18 protein-coding genes are annotated in these 18,926 nt (G+C 51.3%); 3 read left to right on the top strand and 15 right to left on the bottom strand.

Annotated elements, in window-relative coordinates; genetic code table 11:
- Positions 1-6: 6 nt before the first annotated feature.
- The 12 genes from holB to yceD form a co-directional block, all read right to left on the bottom strand.
- The gene (gene holB / locus OH663_RS18500) at positions 7-1,011 is read right to left on the bottom strand and encodes a DNA polymerase III subunit delta' (protein WP_045441728.1); all 1,005 of its coding nucleotides are present in this window, start codon (positions 1,009-1,011) and stop codon (positions 7-9) included.
- Positions 1,008-1,649, bottom strand: a complete 642-nt coding sequence (gene tmk / locus OH663_RS18495; RefSeq protein ID WP_045441726.1) for a dTMP kinase — start codon at positions 1,647-1,649, stop codon at positions 1,008-1,010. Before tmk ends, holB begins: the two co-directional genes overlap by 4 nt.
- Positions 1,639-2,661 carry a cell division protein YceG gene (yceG, locus tag OH663_RS18490; RefSeq protein WP_048221652.1) on the bottom strand — a complete coding sequence of 341 codons (1,023 nt, stop codon included), beginning with the start codon at positions 2,659-2,661 and terminating at the stop codon, positions 1,639-1,641. The genes tmk and yceG overlap by 11 nt, the downstream gene beginning before the upstream one ends.
- A 2-nt stretch (positions 2,662-2,663) precedes the next feature.
- On the bottom strand, positions 2,664-3,473 hold the full coding sequence (gene pabC / locus OH663_RS18485; RefSeq protein WP_048221653.1) for an aminodeoxychorismate lyase: 810 nt from the start codon (positions 3,471-3,473) through the stop codon (positions 2,664-2,666).
- 138 nt (positions 3,474-3,611) lie between these two features.
- On the bottom strand, positions 3,612-4,853 hold the full coding sequence (gene fabF / locus OH663_RS18480) for a beta-ketoacyl-ACP synthase II (protein ID WP_045441718.1): 1,242 nt from the start codon (positions 4,851-4,853) through the stop codon (positions 3,612-3,614).
- 86 nt (positions 4,854-4,939) lie between these two features.
- Positions 4,940-5,176, bottom strand: coding sequence for an acyl carrier protein (gene acpP, locus OH663_RS18475; protein ID WP_000103754.1), 237 nt, complete (start codon positions 5,174-5,176; stop codon positions 4,940-4,942).
- Positions 5,177-5,330: 154 nt separating this feature from the next.
- Positions 5,331-6,065 (bottom strand): 3-oxoacyl-ACP reductase FabG, encoded by a 735-nt coding sequence (gene fabG / locus OH663_RS18470; RefSeq protein ID WP_005129017.1) that lies wholly within the window; start codon positions 6,063-6,065, stop codon positions 5,331-5,333.
- 12 nt (positions 6,066-6,077) lie between these two features.
- A complete protein-coding gene (gene fabD / locus OH663_RS18465; protein WP_200011877.1) occupies positions 6,078-7,007 on the bottom strand; it encodes an ACP S-malonyltransferase in 930 nt (309 codons plus the stop codon).
- Positions 7,008-7,022: 15 nt separating this feature from the next.
- Positions 7,023-7,976, bottom strand: coding sequence for a beta-ketoacyl-ACP synthase III (gene fabH / locus OH663_RS18460; RefSeq protein ID WP_045441710.1), 954 nt, complete (start codon positions 7,974-7,976; stop codon positions 7,023-7,025).
- A 77-nt stretch (positions 7,977-8,053) separates the two neighbouring features.
- A complete protein-coding gene (gene plsX, locus OH663_RS18455; RefSeq protein WP_071828916.1) occupies positions 8,054-9,133 on the bottom strand; it encodes a phosphate acyltransferase PlsX in 1,080 nt (359 codons plus the stop codon).
- A 123-nt stretch (positions 9,134-9,256) separates the two neighbouring features.
- Positions 9,257-9,430: a 50S ribosomal protein L32 gene (gene rpmF / locus OH663_RS18450; protein ID WP_003036242.1), complete on the bottom strand. Its 174-nt coding sequence runs from the start codon at positions 9,428-9,430 to the stop codon at positions 9,257-9,259.
- Positions 9,431-9,446: 16 nt separating this feature from the next.
- Positions 9,447-9,968, bottom strand: a complete 522-nt coding sequence (gene yceD / locus OH663_RS18445) for a 23S rRNA accumulation protein YceD (protein WP_003036239.1) — start codon at positions 9,966-9,968, stop codon at positions 9,447-9,449.
- A gap of 197 nt (positions 9,969-10,165) precedes the next feature.
- Here yceD and OH663_RS18440 point away from each other — a divergent pair, with 197 nt between their 5' ends.
- Positions 10,166-10,750 carry a Maf family protein gene (locus OH663_RS18440; RefSeq protein ID WP_200011879.1) on the top strand — a complete coding sequence of 195 codons (585 nt, stop codon included), beginning with the start codon at positions 10,166-10,168 and terminating at the stop codon, positions 10,748-10,750.
- Between the two features lie 80 nt (positions 10,751-10,830).
- Here the strand turns inward: OH663_RS18440 and rluC are convergent, their stop codons facing one another.
- Complete coding sequence (rluC, locus tag OH663_RS18435; protein ID WP_167493963.1) at positions 10,831-11,784, bottom strand: 23S rRNA pseudouridine(955/2504/2580) synthase RluC; 954 nt, start codon at positions 11,782-11,784, stop codon at positions 10,831-10,833.
- A gap of 572 nt (positions 11,785-12,356) precedes the next feature.
- On the opposite strand from rluC, the gene rne reads away from it, so the two are divergent.
- On the top strand, positions 12,357-15,605 hold the full coding sequence (gene rne, locus OH663_RS18430; protein WP_200011882.1) for a ribonuclease E: 3,249 nt from the start codon (positions 12,357-12,359) through the stop codon (positions 15,603-15,605).
- A gap of 40 nt (positions 15,606-15,645) precedes the next feature.
- On the opposite strand, the gene OH663_RS18425 is transcribed toward rne, so the two are convergent.
- Entirely contained in the window at positions 15,646-16,671 is a 1,026-nt protein-coding gene (locus tag OH663_RS18425) for a LysR family transcriptional regulator (RefSeq protein ID WP_200011885.1), read from the bottom strand.
- 21 nt (positions 16,672-16,692) lie between these two features.
- Here OH663_RS18425 and OH663_RS18420 point away from each other — a divergent pair, with 21 nt between their 5' ends.
- On the top strand, positions 16,693-17,892 hold the full coding sequence (locus OH663_RS18420; RefSeq protein ID WP_200011887.1) for an MFS transporter: 1,200 nt from the start codon (positions 16,693-16,695) through the stop codon (positions 17,890-17,892).
- A 78-nt stretch (positions 17,893-17,970) separates the two neighbouring features.
- Here the strand turns inward: OH663_RS18420 and flgL are convergent, their stop codons facing one another.
- Positions 17,971-18,924 (bottom strand): flagellar hook-associated protein FlgL, encoded by a 954-nt coding sequence (gene flgL / locus OH663_RS18415; RefSeq protein ID WP_200011892.1) that lies wholly within the window; start codon positions 18,922-18,924, stop codon positions 17,971-17,973.
- Positions 18,925-18,926 lie beyond the last annotated feature (2 nt).

The following is an 18,926-nucleotide window of genomic DNA, read 5'->3' as shown; positions in this document are numbered from 1 at the left end:
TCTCTCTCAAATATGGGGAACAGGCAGCACAGTGCCTGGTTGCAGATAATGCTCTATGCGGAGGATAAGATCGGTTAATACCAGCTCACGGTTTACGCCCGTCACATTTAGCAACTGCTGACGGCAATGACAAACATCACCAAGTATTGCCTGTATCTGTGCGGCAGTGAAGCGTTCAGCGATTGATGATATCAATGCCAGAGCATCGGGATTGGTCAGATGGGAAACACCATATGGACGTTTAAGAGCATCCGTAAGCAGCGTCGCCAGCCAGTGTAAGCGGACAGCAGCCTGCTCATGATTTAGCACGGCCATCAGCATATACCAGTCGCCAGAGTGCAATGTATTGGCCAGTGCCGCACAGAAATCAGTACGGTGCGTCCAGCTTTCTGCCTGTAACAGCGCTAATGCCGCACCAGGCGAGCCTGCGCTCAAGCGTAATGCGCTAAGAAGTGCATCCTGTGAGGCCGTCACCTCACGGGCAAGCCAGGAAATTGCGTACGATTCTGCCGGGGGAGCAAGGTGATGCAAGCGACAACGGCTACGTAATGTAGCCAATAAACGTGCAGGTTCCGTACTGGCGAGGAAAAACCAGGTCTGTGCCGGTGGTTCTTCCAGAGTCTTCAACAGAGCGTTGGCAGCGGCATCGGTCAACTGGGCTGCATCAGGGATCCACACCACCTTCGCACCACTCAAACGAGAATGCTCATACAGTTTCTCACTGACTTCGCGAACCGCATCAACGCCCAGTGTACTTTTGCCTTTTTCCGGGAGCAGCGAATAGTAGTCAGGATGTGTTCCCGCCTGCATCAACTGGCATCCGCGACAGTGTCCACAGCTTTTATGACCTTCAGGTTGCTGGCACATCAGATAGCGGCTGAGGGCGTAAATCAGCGCGTCATCCCCCATGCCTGGTAACGCCTGAATCAGTAACGCATGGTGACCACGACCCGCCTGATAACTGGCTACCAGTTTTTCAAAATCCGGTCGTAACCATGGATACCATTTCATGCGCCCTGCTCCTGCACCCAGTGGGTGATGGTATTACGGATATCACTCATCACAGCCTCAAGGGGTTGCGTCGCATCAATAGTCCGAATACTGGAATCTTTAGCGGCCAGTTCAAGGTAGCGGGCACGCGTGCGATTGAAGAAATCAAACGATTCCTGTTCAATGCGATCCAGTTCGCCACGAGCGCGGGCACGTTTTAAACCTACCTCGGGTGTCACATCCAGATAAATTGTCAGGTCAGGGCGAAAATCCCCCAGTACCGCATCACGCAACGTTGCCAGCATAGTCTGGTCAATTCCGCGTCCGCCGCCCTGATAAGCCTGGGTCGACAGATCATGACGATCGCCAATCACCCAACTGCCTTTTGCCAGCGCAGGTTTAATAACGGTTTCCACCAGTTGTACGCGTGCGGCGTAAAACATCAGGACTTCCGCTTTATCGGTAATAATCTCATCACCGACCGATTTGATGTCCAGCACCAGACTTCTTAATTTCTCTGCGAGCTGGGTGCCGCCAGGCTCGCGGGTAAAAACCATGTCGCGAATACCGAGTTGCTCAAGTGTCTCCACTACCACATCGCGCGCAGTGGTTTTTCCGGCGCCTTCCAGGCCCTCAATGACGATGTAATTACTGCCCATTTTTTTCCTTAAGCACTTTCAGATAATCCTGTACCGACCGGTTGTGGCTGGCAAGATTAGTGTTAAACGTGTGACCACCTTTTCCATCAGCCACAAAATAGAGATACGGCGTTTTTGCCGGATGTGCAGCAGCCTGCAACGAGGCTTCTCCAGGCATGGCAATCGGACCCGGTGGCAGCCCCGTAATGGTATAGGTGTTATAGGCGGTCGGGGTTTCTAAATCCACACGCGACAATTTGCCATTATAACGTGTCCCCATCCCGTAAATCACGGTTGGATCGGTCTGCAGACGCATGCCAATACGTAACCGGTTTATAAATACCGAGGCTACCTGGTCGCGCTCACTGGCAACCGCCGTTTCTTTTTCAATGATAGAGGCCATCGTCACCAGTTGATTTTTATCTTTGTAAGGCAGACCTTCAGCACGACCTTCCCAGACGGTATCCACAGCCTTAACCATTTTTTGATACGCGCGTTTCAACAGCGCGACATCTGTGGTATTGGCGGTATACATCCAGGTATCAGGCCAGAACCAACCTTCCACCCACTCAGGGTTTTCCAGTTTCAACGCCTTAGCAACGGTCTCGTAGTTATCATCGCTGAGCGTATGTTTAATAAATGGCGCATCACGCAGTTGTTTGAGGTAATCGCTCAGGCGCATCCCCTCTACCAGACGTAGCGGGAACTGCGCTTCTTTACCGCTTTCCAGCAGTTTCAGCATATCCCGCACGGTCATGTCAGGTGTAAAGCGATAGGTTCCCGCTTTAAAATGCGAAAGATCCGGCTCAATACGCAACAACCACTGAAACACGCGCGGGCGATTGATAACCTTATCTGCATACAACTGTTCGCCTAACGCCAGTCGACCAGTGCCGGCTTTAAGCGTAAAAATCGTTTCTTCTTTGATCAATAATTTACTATCCGCCAGATGGCGAACTTTCCACATTCCCACTCCCGCGGCAATGCCCAGCACAACCAGCAATAAAACGACAACGAGTAACAATTTTTTCATGACTAATTTGGGTGCTCACAAAGTGGGGCTAAAAAATCGAATAATAAACGTGAAGACAACTGTATGTCGCCACATGCACGCACGGGAATAACAGGCATTAACGCATTGCAAATGATCATCTCATCAGCCTGCATAACCTCCTCCTTCCGGGCATTTACTTCGACAATCTGGAAAGGAGATTGTGCCAGCACTCGCATACAGAATTGTCGCATAATGCCATCTACACCTGCCTGATCCAGGCGGGGAGTGTAAACCACATTATCTTTACGCCAGAATAAATTAGCCGCACAGCATTCCGTAACCCATCCCTCGCTGTCAAGGACCAGAGCCTCATCGGCGTTTGTCTGCTCAAGATGAGACCTAATCAGCACCTGTTCCAGACGGTTTAGGTGCTTCAGTCCGGCAAGCATTGGATTGCGCCCCAGACGGACGGGGCTTAACGCGAGGGTGATTCCTTGCTCTCGCCAGCAATCATAATGTGCAGGCCAGGCAGAAACAGAGAGGATACGGCTGGCACTATGGCAGTTGGCGCCACTGTAGCCCCGACCTCCGCTGCCACGACTGATGATCACCTTCAGTACACCACGGGCATGGGCCACTGCTAACATTTCCATTTCCCGTTGCAGTTCGGGCCATTTTTCGAAGGAGATCAGCAATTTTTGGCAGGTGTCTTGTAAACGCTGGAGATGCGCCGCAAGGAGGCTAACTTTACCGTCGATAATTCGCGCCGTGGTGAAACAGCCATCACCAAACTGCGTCGCCCGATCGCTCGCAGCCAGCATATCCTGCTGACAGCCATTAATTAAGAACATGGTGGCTCCTTATTCGTGGTCCGCTAGTTTGGCAGGATGAGTAACCCAGGACAAGGGCAGAAAATCGAATAAAAAAAGGTCCGACAAGCGGACCTTTTTTTCATCTGGCAAGGACGCTAACGCATCACCTGCAGGCACTTAGATCTTTTTAAAGATCAAGGAACCGTTGGTACCACCGAAACCAAAGGAGTTACACAGCGCATATTCCATACCGCTAACCTGACGCGCTTCGTGCGGCACGAAGTCCAGGTCACAACCTTCATCCGGGTTATCCAGGTTGATGGTTGGTGGAACAACCTGATCGCGCAGCGCCAGAATAGAGAAAATTGACTCTACAGCACCCGCCGCACCTAACAGGTGTCCGGTCATGGATTTGGTCGAACTGACCATTACGCTACGTGCAGCATCGCCAAAGACAGATTTTACTGCCTGGGTTTCAGCTTTATCGCCTGCCGGTGTGGATGTGCCATGTGCGTTAACATAGGCAATCTGACCAGGTTCAATAGCCGCATCACGCAATGCGTTAACCATCGCCAGTGCAGCACCTGCACCGTTTTCCGGTGGTGACGTCATATGGTAAGCATCGCTGCTCATCCCAAAGCCGACCACTTCAGCATAAATTTTTGCGCCGCGCGCTTTTGCATGCTCGTACTCTTCGAGTACAACCATGCCCGCACCGTCACCCAGCACAAATCCGTCACGCTCTTTGTCCCACGGACGGCTCGCCGCTTGCGGGTTATCATTACGCGTAGACAGCGCACGTGCTGCGCCAAAACCACCGACACCCAGCGGCGTACTGGCTTTTTCTGCACCACCCGCGACCATCGCGTCTGCGTCGCCGTATGCAATGATACGTGCAGCATGACCGATGTTATGCACGCCTGAAGTACAGGCGGTCGCGATAGAGATGCTTGGTCCTTGCAGACCATACATGATGGTCAGATGACCAGCCACCATGTTAACAATCGTCGACGGAACGAAGAACGGGCTAATCTTACGCGGTCCACCGTTTACCAGTGAGGTATGGTTTTCTTCGATAAGACCGAGACCGCCAATACCGGAGCCGATAGCGGCGCCAATACGGTGAGCGTTCTCTTCCGTAATCTCGAGGCCAGAATCCTGCATGGCCTGAACGCCAGCGACAATTCCATATTGAATGAAGGCATCCATCTTGCGCTGTTCTTTGCGCGAGATAATGTCATCACAGTTAAAATCCTTTACTAAGCCAGCAAATTTCGTTGCATAGGCGCTAGTATCGAAATGGTCGATCAGGCTGATGCCACTCTGACCGGCAAGGAGAGCTTTCCAGGTAGACTCTACGGTATTGCCGACAGGAGACAACATGCCCAGTCCGGTCACAACTACACGACGCTTAGACACGGTTGTCCTCCAGGGAGGGAAAAATGATTCAAGTGGGATAAAAAGATAAAACTCAGGCGGTCGAATGACCGCCTGGAGATGTTCACTTACGCCTGGTGGCCGTTGATGTAATCAATGGCAGCCTGAACGGTAGTGATTTTCTCAGCTTCTTCGTCCGGAATCTCAGTATCAAACTCTTCTTCCAGGGCCATTACCAGCTCAACGGTGTCAAGAGAATCCGCGCCCAGGTCTTCAACGAAGGAAGCATTGTTGGTAACTTCTTCCTGCTTAACGCCCAGCTGTTCGCCGATAATTTTCTTAACGCGTTCTTCGATAGTGCTCATACTCTTAAATTTCCTATCAAAACTCGCTTTCGCGATGGTTTTCGTAGTGTATAAAATGTTGAAAAATTTGCAACTAAATCCCGGCAGTTCTTACCACGATTTTACGTTATTTTGAGGCTAATCCCTAGAATAACGCAAATCTTTTTCATCGTGGTTAAACCATGTACATCCCGCCGTTGACGTGCAAAGTCTCACCAGTGATGTAACTTGCTTCGTCAGAAGCTAAAAATGCAACCGCACTGGCAATTTCCTGAGCGCCACCAAGGCGACCCGCAGGAACCTGTGCCAGAATACCCGCACGCTGATCATCAGACAGCGCACGCGTCATGTCCGTTTCAATAAAGCCCGGAGCAACAACGTTTACAGTAATACCACGGGACGCAACTTCACGCGCCAATGATTTACTGAAGCCGATCAGACCCGCTTTCGCCGCAGCGTAGTTAGCCTGACCCGCATTTCCCATGGTACCAACCACAGAACCGATAGTGATAATACGACCATGACGCTTTTTCATCATAGCGCGCATTACCGCTTTTGACAGACGGAAAACAGATGACAGGTTGGTTTCGATGATATCGTTCCACTCGTCATCTTTCATGCGCATTAACAGGTTATCACGAGTAATCCCGGCATTATTGACCAGAATATCGACTTCACCAAATTCTGCGCGGATATTTCCCAGAACAGATTCGATAGATGCAGGATCGGTCACATTCAACATCAGACCCTTACCGTTTGCACCTAAGTAATCGCTAATGGCCTGCGCACCACTTTCGCTGGTTGCAGTACCGATAACTTTCGCGCCACGGGCAACAAGTGTTTCAGCAATTGCGCGGCCAATGCCACGGCTTGCACCGGTTACCAGCGCGATTTTTCCTTCAAAACTCATGATATTCCTCTTTTATTGCGAAAGTGCCGCAGACAGCGCCGCCGGCTCATTCAGTGCCGAAGCCGTCAGGGGGTCAACAATACGTTTCGTCAGGCCGGTGAGGACTTTACCCGGGCCAACTTCATACAGGTGTTCTACGCCCTGGGATGCCATAAACTCAACTGTTTTGGTCCACTGAACTGGGCTATATAACTGACGAACAAGCGCGTCGCGGATGGCATCTGCTGTTGTTTCGCATTTCACGTCAACGTTGTTAACAACCGGTACAGTCGGTGCGTTGAAAGTGATTTTCTGCAGCTCAACGGCCAGTTTATCAGCCGCAGGCTTCATTAGCGCACAGTGAGATGGCACGCTAACAGGCAACGGCAGTGCACGCTTAGCGCCAGCAGCTTTACAGGCGGCACCTGCACGTTCAACAGCTTCTTTATGCCCGGCAATAACCACCTGACCCGGTGAGTTAAAGTTTACCGGAGAAACGACCTGACCGTCGGCTGACTCTTCACACGCTTTCGCAATGGATGCGTCATCCAGACCGATGATAGCAGACATGCCGCCAGTGCCTTCCGGTACAGCTTCCTGCATGAATTTACCACGAAGTTCAACCAGACGTACGGCATCAGCAAAATTGATGACACCCGCACACACCAGTGCAGAGTATTCACCCAGGCTATGCCCTGCCATCAGTGCAGGCGTTTTACCGCCCTGCTGCTGCCAAACGCGATACAGCGCGACAGAGGCGGTTAACAGTGCCGGCTGTGTCTGCCAGGTTTTATTCAGTTCTTCCGCCGGCCCCTGTTGAGTCAGTGCCCATAAATCATAGCCCAGCGCTGCTGAAGCTTCAGCGAAAGTTTCTTCTACGCATGGGTAAGCTGCTGCCATTTCAGACAACATCCCAACGGTTTGAGAACCCTGTCCCGGGAACACAAATGCAAATTGCGTCATGATTAAATCCTTATACTAGAAACGAACCAGCGCGGAGCCCCAGGTGAATCCACCACCAAAGGCCTCAAGCAATATCAGTTGCCCTGCTTTAATGCGCCCGTCACGGACAGCTTCGTCCAGTGCGCACGGTACGGAAGCAGCGGACGTATTGCCATGTCTGTCCAGCGTTACCACGACATTATCCATCGACATACCCAGCTTTTTCGCTGTTGCGCTGATAATGCGGAGGTTTGCCTGATGTGGTACCAACCAGTCCAGCGCAGAACGGTCAAGATTATTTGCTTCCAGCGTTTCATCAACGATGTGAGCAAGCTCGGTAACTGCGACTTTAAATACTTCGTTACCCGCCATCGTCAGATGAATCGAGTTTTCCGGGTTCACACGATCGGCATTAGGCAGCGTCAGCAGTTCTCCGTAACGCCCATCAGCATGCAGATGTGTAGAGAGGATGCCTGGCTCTTCTGAGGCGCTCAGTACCACTGCGCCCGCACCATCACCAAAAATGATGATCGTCCCACGATCGGTTGGATCGCAAGTACGCGCCAGCACATCAGAACCGACTACCAGAGCGTGTTTCACCGCGCCTGACTTAACATATTGATCGGCAACGCTCAGCGCGTAGGTAAAGCCAGCGCATGCCGCAGCGACATCAAACGCCGGGCAGCCTTTAATTCCCAGCATACTTTGAATCTGGCACGCTGCACTTGGAAATGCGTGCGTTGATGACGTGGTAGCTACCACGATCAAACCAATTTGTTCTTTATCGATGCCGGCCATTTCAATAGCGCGGTTTGCGGCGGCAAAGCCCATCGTCGCAACTGTTTCGTTTGGCCCTGCAATATGGCGTTCACGGATACCTGTACGAGTGACGATCCACTCATCAGATGTCTCGACCATTTTTTCCAAATCGGCGTTAGTACGCACTTGTTCAGGCAGATAGCTGCCGGTACCAATAATCTTCGTATACATGTACGCTCAGTCACTTTTTGGTTATATACCGCCACGAGCAAATCACTGGTACGTTGACTTCATTCACGACCACACTGTTATCTGTGCACCCGCGAATTTGTGCTTTCGTCACCGTCCAGCAGTTCGAATCCAGCTGGGTATACCGATTCCAGGCGAGCGGCAATTCGCTGAGGAACTTGTCGCTGCACCGCCTGCACTGCCTGTTCTATCGCGACTTCAAATGCTCGCTGATTGGCCGCACCATGACTTTTAATCACCGTGCCGCGTAATCCTAACAGACAGGCGCCATTATACTGGTCGGGGTTGAGGTGACTGAATCGCCTCGTCAGGCTTTTTTGTAACCAACGTTTTAATAACAGCAGCCACCACGACCGTTTTTTACCCTCACCCTGAGACTTCAGCAGTGAAAGGAACATTCTTACAACACCTTCCATCGTCTTTAATGTGACATTACCTGTAAAGCCGTCACAAACCAGCACATCAGTTTTGCCGGTCAGCAACTCATTGGCTTCAAGATAGCCGATATAGTTGATAGAAGGGATTGTTTTTAGCACAGCAGAAGCATCCCGAATGCTATCGAGACCCTTGGTTTCTTCTTCGCCAATGTTGAGCAATGCGACCCGAGGATTGGCAATCCCAACCACCTCTTCTGCCAACACGGAACCCATGACGGCAAATTGCACCAACATATTACTGTCGCAATCCACGTTGGCACCTAAATCCAGTACCACCGTTTTGCCCTTTTGCTGATGAGGTAATACCGTCACCAGCGCAGGACGCTCAATCCCCTCAAGGGGTTTGAGTAATAACTTCGCAAGTCCCATAAGTGCGCCCGTATTACCGGCGCTCACACAGGCTTGTGCTCGACCTTCTTTCACGAGCTCCAGGGCAACACGCATTGAGCTTCCACGACTGGCGCGGATAGCCTGCGAGGGCCGGGCATCACTGGCAATAACTGACTGAGCAGGAATCATCTGCAGACGTGAACGTTGTTCGAAGTCAGCTTTGGCAAGTAATGGCGTGATTGTATCGGGATCCCCGACTAAAAGAAGTGTGAGTTGCGAATTAGAATTCAGTGCCTGCAGTGCTGCAGGCACTGTCACGGTAGGGCCAAAATCTCCCCCCATGACATCTAACGCCAGGGTTAGACGTGTCAAGGTATCGTCGCTGCCCGGTTAGGTGTTTCCCCAGTTACCCGGGGAAAGCCTCACTAAGCTTCATCACGCTTGTACTCTTCATCTTTCTCACAGAAGTGCGAAGTCCGTCGAGCAATAGCGTGATTACTTAGCGATTACCTTACGGCCACGGTAGAAACCGTCGGCAGTGATGTGGTGACGCAGGTGTTGTTCACCAGAAGTTTTGTCTACAGACAGGCTGGTGACTGCGGTCAGAGCGTCATGAGAACGACGCATGCCACGTTTGGAACGGGTTGGTTTATTCTGTTGTACGGCCATGGACCTTACTCCTCAATTACTTACGCTTTAAGCTGGCTAATACGGCAAATGGGTTTGGTTTTTGCGCTTCATCAGGCAATTCGCCAAAGACCATGTCCGCCTCGGACACTTCACAGTGTTCAGAATCATGCACCGGAACTACCGGCAAGGAGAGGATAATCTCATCTTCAACCATTGCAAGCAGATCGATTTCACCGAATTCGTTAACCTCAATCGGCTCATACGCTTCCGGGAGTGCTTCAGCCTGCTCGTCTGAACGGACAGGACTAAAACAATATGTTGTGTGAACATGAAGTGGGAACGGTTTCCCGCAACGCTGACATTCGAGCGTAACCGATACCTTTGCATCGCCGGTTATAACCGCAAGGCGTTGGTTGTCGATCGCGAACGACATGGAGCATTCCACATCACTGTCCACACTGACTACAGAATCGGCGACGCGCTCAACCAGATCAGAAGTATAGATACCTTCATAATCGAGGCGTTTTTGAGCCGTACGAACCGGATCAAGAGTCAGGGGTAATTTTACCTTTTGCATAGGGCGCGCATATTAACTTTGTAACGTCATATAGTCAAAGAAAAAGGCAGCCTGAGGTTGCCTTTTGCCAATAATTCGCACACATTGCGGGTCATCGACTTAAAATCGATCAAGACAAGCCATCGCAGCCAGCTTGAAGGACGAAGTCCATAGTTTAAAATGGCTCTCATCATTACGCTATATGCGGGGGAAAAAATATGCCTCAACTGATTCTTGCGTCTACCTCTCCCTGGCGTCGCGCATTGCTCGAAAAACTGGCTATCCCATTCGAATGTGCAGCACCTGAGGTTGATGAAACACCGTTACCCGGCGAAACACCTCGACATCTGGTATTACGTCTGGCACAGGAGAAAGCGCAATCCCTTGCCCACCGTTTTTCTTCGCACCTGATTATTGGTTCAGATCAGATTTGTGTGCTTGATGGAGAAATAACCGGAAAGCCGTTAACAGAAGAAAAAGCGAGACAACAATTAGCTAAAGCCAGTGGCAATATTGTCACTTTTTATACCGGGCTGGCACTTTATAATTCCGCGAACGGACATTTACAAACCGAAGTCGAACCGTTTGATGTCCACTTTCGTCATTTAAGCGAAACAGAAATAGAAGATTATGTGCGCAAAGAGCGTCCGCTACATTGTGCCGGAAGTTTTAAAAGTGAAGGGCTAGGTATTGCTCTCTTCGAGCGTCTGGAAGGTCGCGACCCTAACACGCTGATTGGTCTGCCTCTGATAGCGCTGTGCCAGATGTTGCGCCGGGAAGAAATGAACCCACTGAAGGCCTAGTTGACGGGCCGGATGACGCTAAAGCGTCTTATCAGGCCCACAACGAAACACTCCCCACAGGCCTGATAAGCAAAGCTCTATCAGGCTTTATTACGTAACACCTCAAGGCAGCGTTTCAGCTGTTTATCCATCGGCGCTTCAATTCTCATAACTTCACCAGTGCCTGGATGGGTAAATTTCAATGCTGCAGCGTGCAGAAAGAGTCGGGACAACCCCGTACCAGCCAATTGTTTATCGAACTCACGGTCGCCATAGCGATCGTCAAACGCAATCGGATGCCCTGCATGCTGTGTATGTACACGAATCTGGTGCGTACGCCCGGTCACAGGGCTACAGCGTACAAGAGTAGCAAATGCATAGCGCTCCTCTACTTTAAAGCGCGTTTCCGATGGCTTGCCTTCCTGATTAACTCGCACAATACGCTCACCGCTTTGTAAAATATTCTTTAACAACGGTGCCTGCACGGCTTTGACATGCGACTGCCACTGACCTCTTACCAGCGCCAGGTAGTCTTTTTGCATCCCTTTTTCCCGCAGTTGCTCATGCAGCGAACGCAACGCTGAACGCTTTTTGGCAACTAACAGCACGCCTGAGGTATCACGGTCGAGGCGATGCACCAGCTCGAGGAAACGCGCTTCGGGACGTAGCGCACGTAAGCCTTCAATCACGCCAAAACTTAACCCACTGCCGCCATGCACAGCAGTGCCTGAGGGCTTGTTGAGCACCAGAATATGGTCATCTTCATATAAAATGACATCAGTAAGCGCCGCAACTTTTTGCAGATGCGGTGAAATAGCTTCTTCTTCACGCTCAGCCACGCGCACAGGTGGTATACGCACAATATCCCCGTCTTCGAGCTTATATTCGGGTTTGATGCGTTTTTTGTTCACCCGCACTTCGCCTTTACGCAAAATGCGATAAATCATACTTTTCGGCACACCTTTGAGCTGGGTGCGTAAAAAGTTGTCGATGCGTTGCCCTGCTTCATCGGCAGTAATGGCAACTATTTTTACGGCTGGAGTCTCTGTTTTCATGGGGGCCGATTTTAAATAGCCATCAAGATTCGCGCCACACATTTTTCTATGCTTATATTAACTGCTATACCCTATTACTTAAGTTTGACAGTTCCAATTTGATGGTTATTAAACCAATCACTCTGCGGAAGTGTAAAAACTGTGAGTAACCGGGTGATAAATGGCAAAAGTCATCTTGCTATAACAAGGTTAGCAGTGGAATAATGTGGTCGTCTCCGTGTTGAATCTTGTTAAAACAAGAACTTTTCCGGAATGACCCAATTTTGCCCGACCGATCATCAACGCAGCAATGGCGTAAGACGTATTGATCTTTCAGGCAGTTAGCGGGCTGCGGGTTGCAGTCCTTACCGGTAAAAGGAAGCTTCTCTGGAGAGTTTTCCCAGACTGTTCCCCTGATAATTGCGCTGTGTTTCCGTATGAAATACAGGCAACCGACACTCTGCGCCTCTTTGAGCTGACGATAACCGTGAGGTTGGCGACGCGAATAGACACGAGGCCATCGGTTCACACCCGGAAAGGCATTACTCTGCCCGCAGCTTAGTCGTCAATGTAAGAATAATGAGTAAGTTACGATGAAAAGAATGTTAATTAACGCAACTCAGCAGGAAGAGTTGCGTGTCGCCCTTGTAGATGGGCAGCGTCTGTACGATCTGGATATCGAAAGTCCTGGACACGAGCAGAAAAAAGCAAACATCTATAAAGGCAAAATTACCCGTATTGAACCGAGCCTGGAAGCTGCTTTTGTTGATTACGGCGCTGAACGTCACGGTTTCCTCCCGTTAAAAGAAATTGCCCGCGAATACTTTCCCGCAAACTACAACTCCCATGGTCGTCCAAACATTAAAGATGTGTTGCGCGAAGGCCAGGAAGTAATTGTTCAGATTGATAAAGAAGAACGCGGCAATAAAGGTGCTGCGCTGACCACTTTTATCAGTCTGGCTGGCAGCTATCTGGTTCTGATGCCGAATAACCCACGCGCGGGTGGTATCTCTCGTCGCATTGAAGGCGATGACCGTACCGAATTAAAAGAAGCGCTGGCAAGCCTGGAACTACCTGATGGTATGGGGCTTATCGTGCGTACCGCAGGCGTCGGCAAATCCGCCGAAGCGCTGCAGTGGGACCTGAGTTTCCGCCTGAAACACTGGGAAGCGATTCAAAAAGCCGCTGAAAGCCGCCCTGCTCCGTTCCTGATCCACCAGGAAAGCAACGTAATTGTTCGCGCATTCCGCGACTATTTACGTCAGGATATTGGTGAAATTCTCATCGATAACCCGAAAGTGATGGAGATGGCACGTCAGCATATCGCTGCGTTAGGTCGTCCGGATTTCAGCAGCAAGATTAAGCTCTACACCGGTGAAATTCCGCTGTTCAGCCATTATCAAATCGAGTCTCAGATTGAATCTGCATTCCAGCGTGAAGTCCGCCTGCCTTCCGGTGGTTCTATCGTTATTGATAGCACCGAAGCACTGACCGCCATCGACATCAACTCCGCACGCGCAACACGCGGTGGCGATATCGAAGAGACCGCATTTAACACCAACCTCGAAGCCGCCGATGAGATTGCTCGTCAGTTACGTCTGCGCGACCTGGGCGGTCTGATCGTCATCGACTTCATCGATATGACTCCGGTTCGTCACCAGCGTGCGGTAGAAAACCGTCTGCGTGAAGCCGTACGTCAGGATAGAGCTCGTATTCAGATCAGCCATATTTCCCGTTTCGGCCTGCTGGAGATGTCTCGCCAGCGTCTGAGTCCGTCACTGGGTGAATCCAGTCATCACGTATGCCCGCGCTGTAGCGGCACTGGCACCGTGCGTGATAACGAATCGCTGTCACTCTCTATTTTGCGTCTGATTGAAGAAGAAGCGCTGAAAGAGAATACTCAGGAAGTTCACGCAATTGTTCCTGTGCCAATTGCGTCTTACCTGCTCAACGAAAAACGCACTGCGGTCAATGCCATTGAAACCCGCCAGAACGGCGTGCGCTGTGTGATCGTGCCAAACGATCAGATGGAAACCCCGCACTATTCCGTACTGCGCGTGCGTAAAGGGGAAGAGACTCCAACCCTGAGTTACCTGCTGCCGAAACTGCACGAAGAAGCGATGGCATTGCCGACAGAAGAAGAATATGTCGAGCGTAAACAGCCTGAACAACCGGCACTTGCGACCTTCGCAATGCCAGATGTTCCGCCTGCGCCTGCTCTGCAGGAGCCAGCCGTTAAAGCGGCTACCGCACCAAAAGCCACGGCAACCGCAACTGAATCTGCACAGCCTGGTTTGTTTAGCCGTTTCCTCGGCGCGCTGAAGTCTATCTTCGGTGGCAATGACGAAGTGAAACCTGTTGAGCAACCAGCTCCGAAAGCTGAAGAGAAATCCGAACGCCAGCAGGATCGTCGCAAACCACGTCAAAACAATCGTCGCGACCGTAACGATCGCCGTGATAATCGCGATAACCGTGGCGATCGTGATAACCGCAATGAGCGCTCTGAAAGCAGCGAGAACCGTGATGAAAATCGCCGTAACCGTCGCCAGGCGCAGCAGCAAAATGCTGAAACACGTGATAACCGCCAGCAGTCTAACGATACCGCTGACAAAGCAAAATCAGGTGATGAGCAGCAGGCTCCGCGCCGTGAACGCAATCGCCGTCGTAACGACGATAAACGTCAGGCTCAGCAGGAAGTTAAAGAACTGAATCTGGCTGAACAACCGGCACAGGATACGGAACAGGAAGAGCGTGTACGCCAGCCTCAGACCCGCCGTAAACAGCGTCAGTTAAACCAGAAAGTCCGTTTCACTGATAGTGCGCCGGTCGAAGCTGAAGTGGTTGCCGCAGCGATAGCTGCTGAAGCCCCAGTTGTTCAGCAGGTTGCGCCAGTTGTACCAGCCCAACGTACCGAACTGGCGAAAGTTGATTTGCCAGCTGTCGTTGCACCGGAGCAGGAAGACAACAGCGAAGCACGCGATTCCAACGGTATGCCGCGTCGTTCCCGCCGTTCTCCTCGCCATCTGCGTGTAAGCGGACAACGTCGCCGTCGTTATCGTGACGAGCGTTATCCGGTTCAGTCACCGATGCCGTTAACTGTTGCATGTGCTTCTCCGGAATTAGCGTCCGGTAAAGTGTGGATCAGCTACCCTGTCGCGCGTCCTCAGGATATGCATGTTGAAGAGCAGCGCGAGCAGGAAGTTACACCTGTCCAACCGGTTGTCGCTGAACAGCAAGCCATTGCTGCTGTCGTTGAAACCGTAGCTGAACCTGTGGTTGAAGCAGTAGCGGAAGCACCGGTTGTGACTGAAGCCATTGTTGCTGAACCTCAGGCTACCGTTGTTGAAACTACGCATCCTGAAGTTATTGCTGCGCCGGTCGAGGAACAACCGCAGATCATCGCTGAATCCGACGAACCTGTTGCTGAAAAAATTGCTTCAGAAGCCGAACCTGTTACAGAAGTCGCTGAAGTGGCTGAAACGCCAGTTGTCGAAGAGCCTGTTGAAGTCGCGGTCTCCCAGCCAGAAGTGGTTGAAGAGACTGTTGATGAAACACCGGTTGCTCAAGCACCAAAAGATGACGTTGACGTTATTGCCCCCGTCGTGGTGGCTGAAGAAACCGCTACAGCAAGCGCTCCTGCTACTGTGGAAATCCTGGCGGCCCACAGCCATGCAACCGCACCAATGACCCGCGCACCTGCGCCGGAATATGTGCCGGAAGCGCCGCGTCAAAGCGACTGGCAGCGCCCTGCTTTCGCCTTTGATGGTAAAGGTGCAGCAGGCGGGCATAGCGCCACACATCAGGCCACAGCGCCAGCAACGCGCCCACAGCCTGTTGAGTAAGACATAATCGTCACAAAAGCCGACCTTCGGGTCGGCTTTTTTATATCTCGTCTACGCGCTTCATTCCCGCCAGTCGTGGCATTACATCCTTCATCAGCGCCAAAAATTTACGCAATCGGGTAGGATAATAGCGCGCCCAGGGGTATACCAAATGAACCGGCAGTGACGCTGCATGCCAGTCTGGTAACAGCTCTACCAGGCGCCCATGAACAATATCCTCTTCTACCATCCAACTTGAAACAATCGCCACTCCCAGCCCTGCAAGGGCTGCATTTCTTGCAACATAAATACTGTCCGTGCTTAACCTCGGAGAAATATTTACCGTAAAGGGTTCATTGTTCTGTTGGTGAAGCAACGACACGCTACGTTGATAAAATGTGCTTAGCGCGATCCAGGGCAGCGATGATAACTGCTCAGGATGCGTAATCTCGTGATACTGCATCAGCAGTTTCGGACTGATCACCATGCTACGGGGAACTTCAGCCAGTAATACCGAGACCGTTGCCGGATCGACCTCGGCCCCGACTCTGATGGCGCAATCTATATTATCGCTGAGAAAATCAACCGTTTTGTCATTGAGCATCCACTCCACCGAGAGCTGCGGGTAGCGTGAAAGAAACTGTAATAGCGGCTCAAGGAGCTGCTGCTGGCCGAACGCATGTGGTGCCCGTACCCGAAGCGTACCTACCGGGTCGTCTTCCTTAACATTGAGACCATCTTCCAGCGCCAGCCATGCATCAATAATATGCCTGGCGTGATGATATCCTCGCTCACCGTCATCAGTTAATTTCATCGCATGAGTGGTGCGTAAAATCAGTTTAACGCCCAGCAATGTTTCAAGAGACTGCAGCCTCCGGCTTATAGTCGCCTGGGTTGTACCCATCTGTTTTGCCGCCGAAGATAGCGATCCCGCTTCAACGATACGTACAAATGTCCGCATCAGCTCAACCCTGTCTATACGTTCTGTTTTAATCATTCCCGCAGTCACCATACGCCAAACGTATAACTGTTTTACCACCACACTCGCTACCGAACCACCCACTGAAAGATAAAAATAGCCGTACATCTTGTGATTGAGGAATCATTCGTGAACACACATACCGCACTCTCCCGTTGGATCATTTTTGTTATGGCATTGGGCGCTGGGTTCAGCGTTGCTGCTATCTACTATGCCCAGCCTCTATTGCCATTGATGGGCCAGGATCTGGCCTTGAGTATCACCGGGATGGGACTGATTCCGACGCTGACCCAGGCGGGATATGCACTCGGCATTCTATTTTTATTACCACTGGGCGATCGCTATGACCGGCGGACATTAATCCTGCTGAAAAGTGTCTCTCTGGCCGTACTTCTTTTGGCATGCAGCTTTGCCGGACAGCTTCATTCGCTGCTACCGATCAGTCTGCTGATGGGGATGGCGGCCACAATGGCCCAGGATATTGTTCCCGCTGCGGCTATCCTTGCGTCTGAAGGAAAACAGGGCAAAACAGTGGGTACCGTTATGACCGGTCTTCTGTTGGGTATTCTGCTTTCGCGTACCGTCAGTGGCCTGGTGGGCGAGGCATTTGGCTGGAGAGAAATGTATCAACTCTCAGCCGTCAGTATTGCAGTAATTACCGCAATCATGTGGAGAATGCTGCCCCGCTTTACGGTGCATTCCACACTGAACTATCCATCATTAATGCTTTCAATGGCACAGCTCTGGCAACGTTACCCCGCACTGCGCCGTGCTGCGCTGGCACAAGGTTTCCTGTCGATAGCCTTCAGCACTTTCTGGTCGACACTGGCGGTCATGTTATCCGAACATTACCAAATGGGCAGTGCAGTAGCAGGGGCTTTTGGCGTCGCTGGCGCCGCTGGTGCGCTTGCAGCACCAGTGGCCGGTCACCTCGCAGATAAAGTCAGCGCCGAAAAAGTCACTCAACTTGGTGCTTTGTTAGTTATGTTATCTTTTGCGCTTATGTTCTTTTTACCTGTCTTACCTGTGCCAGGTCAGTGGTTGCTGATTGCCTTTTCTGCGGTAGGCTTTGATCTCGGATTACAGTCAAGTCTGGTGGCCCATCAGAATCTGGTTTATAGCCTGGAACCACAGGCCCGGGGTCGCCTGAATGCTCTGCTGTTTACTATAGTGTTTATCGGTATGGCGCTGGGCTCAGTTCTCGGAAGTCAAGTCTACGCGCTGGCGAACTGGCAAGGCGTGGTGGGGCTAGCGACCCTCAGTAGCGCTATTGCGCTGGTGATAAGAATGACTGGTAAAGCGCCGGTTAGTCGGACGGAAACAGCCTAAAAAAATGCCCGCACCGGGGTGTGAATGGAGCGGGCAGACAAACATATCCAGTTTCATGATATGTTTCAAAAATGGTTGTTACCGATTTATCTGGAATAGCGACATGCCCTGCATATCAGTAAACGCTTTGTAAGAAGCCTGTAATGCCGCCTGCTGCATTACATAGGAAGAGATTGCCGCATTCCAGTCAACATCTACCAGGTTACTCATCTGCTGGGTTTGCCCTAATGCACGATCTGCTCCCAGCGAATCCAGTGAACTCAGTTCACTGAGTTGGGTACCTAATTCTGCGCGAACGGACAGGACGTTATTGAGCGAGTTTTTCAGGCCACGGTTGGTTTTATCAATCGCTTCAGCAGCCTTTGCTTTGGCTACATCATCGCCTGCGATAGGTGTTTTGAGGGCATCAATAGCGGTATCCAGCATTTTGAACAGGTTCTTTTCCTGAGTGCTACCCGCCGGCTCCGGTACGGCATTGCTGGTCACATTGGCAAAAATTTTATCGCCTGTATGGCCAATTACCATGGTACGGGCCGCATCCACCTGCTGAGTCACATTTTGGGTTCCGCCTGTATATGTACCATCAGCCTGAGTAAATGGTGCGGACTCTGTTTTATATCCGCCGAAAATGTAACGGCCATTGCCATCTGTGCTGTTCGCCAGGTTCATTAGCTGATCGCGAATCCCCTGCAAATCGGTTGCCAGCGATGCGCGATCATCATCGCTTAGCGTGCCGTTACCTGCATGGACAATTTTTTCCTGCGCAGTCTGAATTGCCGTCGTTACCTGCCCCAGCACGTTCTCTTCCAGCGATACTTTCTGCGTCGCGAAAGTACGCGCCAGCGTATACTGGCTGTTCTGCGCTTGTGCCTGAGACAACACGATAGCCTGTGACGCAGCAATTGGATCGTCAGACGGATTAATTACGCGTTTGCCTGTCGACATCTGCTCGCCGAACTTCATCCATTCGGCCTGAGAGTTAGTGATGCCACGCATGTTCTGCTGGTACATCATCTGGGTACTGATACGCATTG

This window comes from Citrobacter sp. Marseille-Q5395 (assembly GCF_947057495.1).
Lineage (GTDB): Bacteria > Pseudomonadota > Gammaproteobacteria > Enterobacterales > Enterobacteriaceae > Citrobacter > Citrobacter murliniae.
This window is presented reverse-complemented; position numbering and strand designations above follow the sequence as displayed.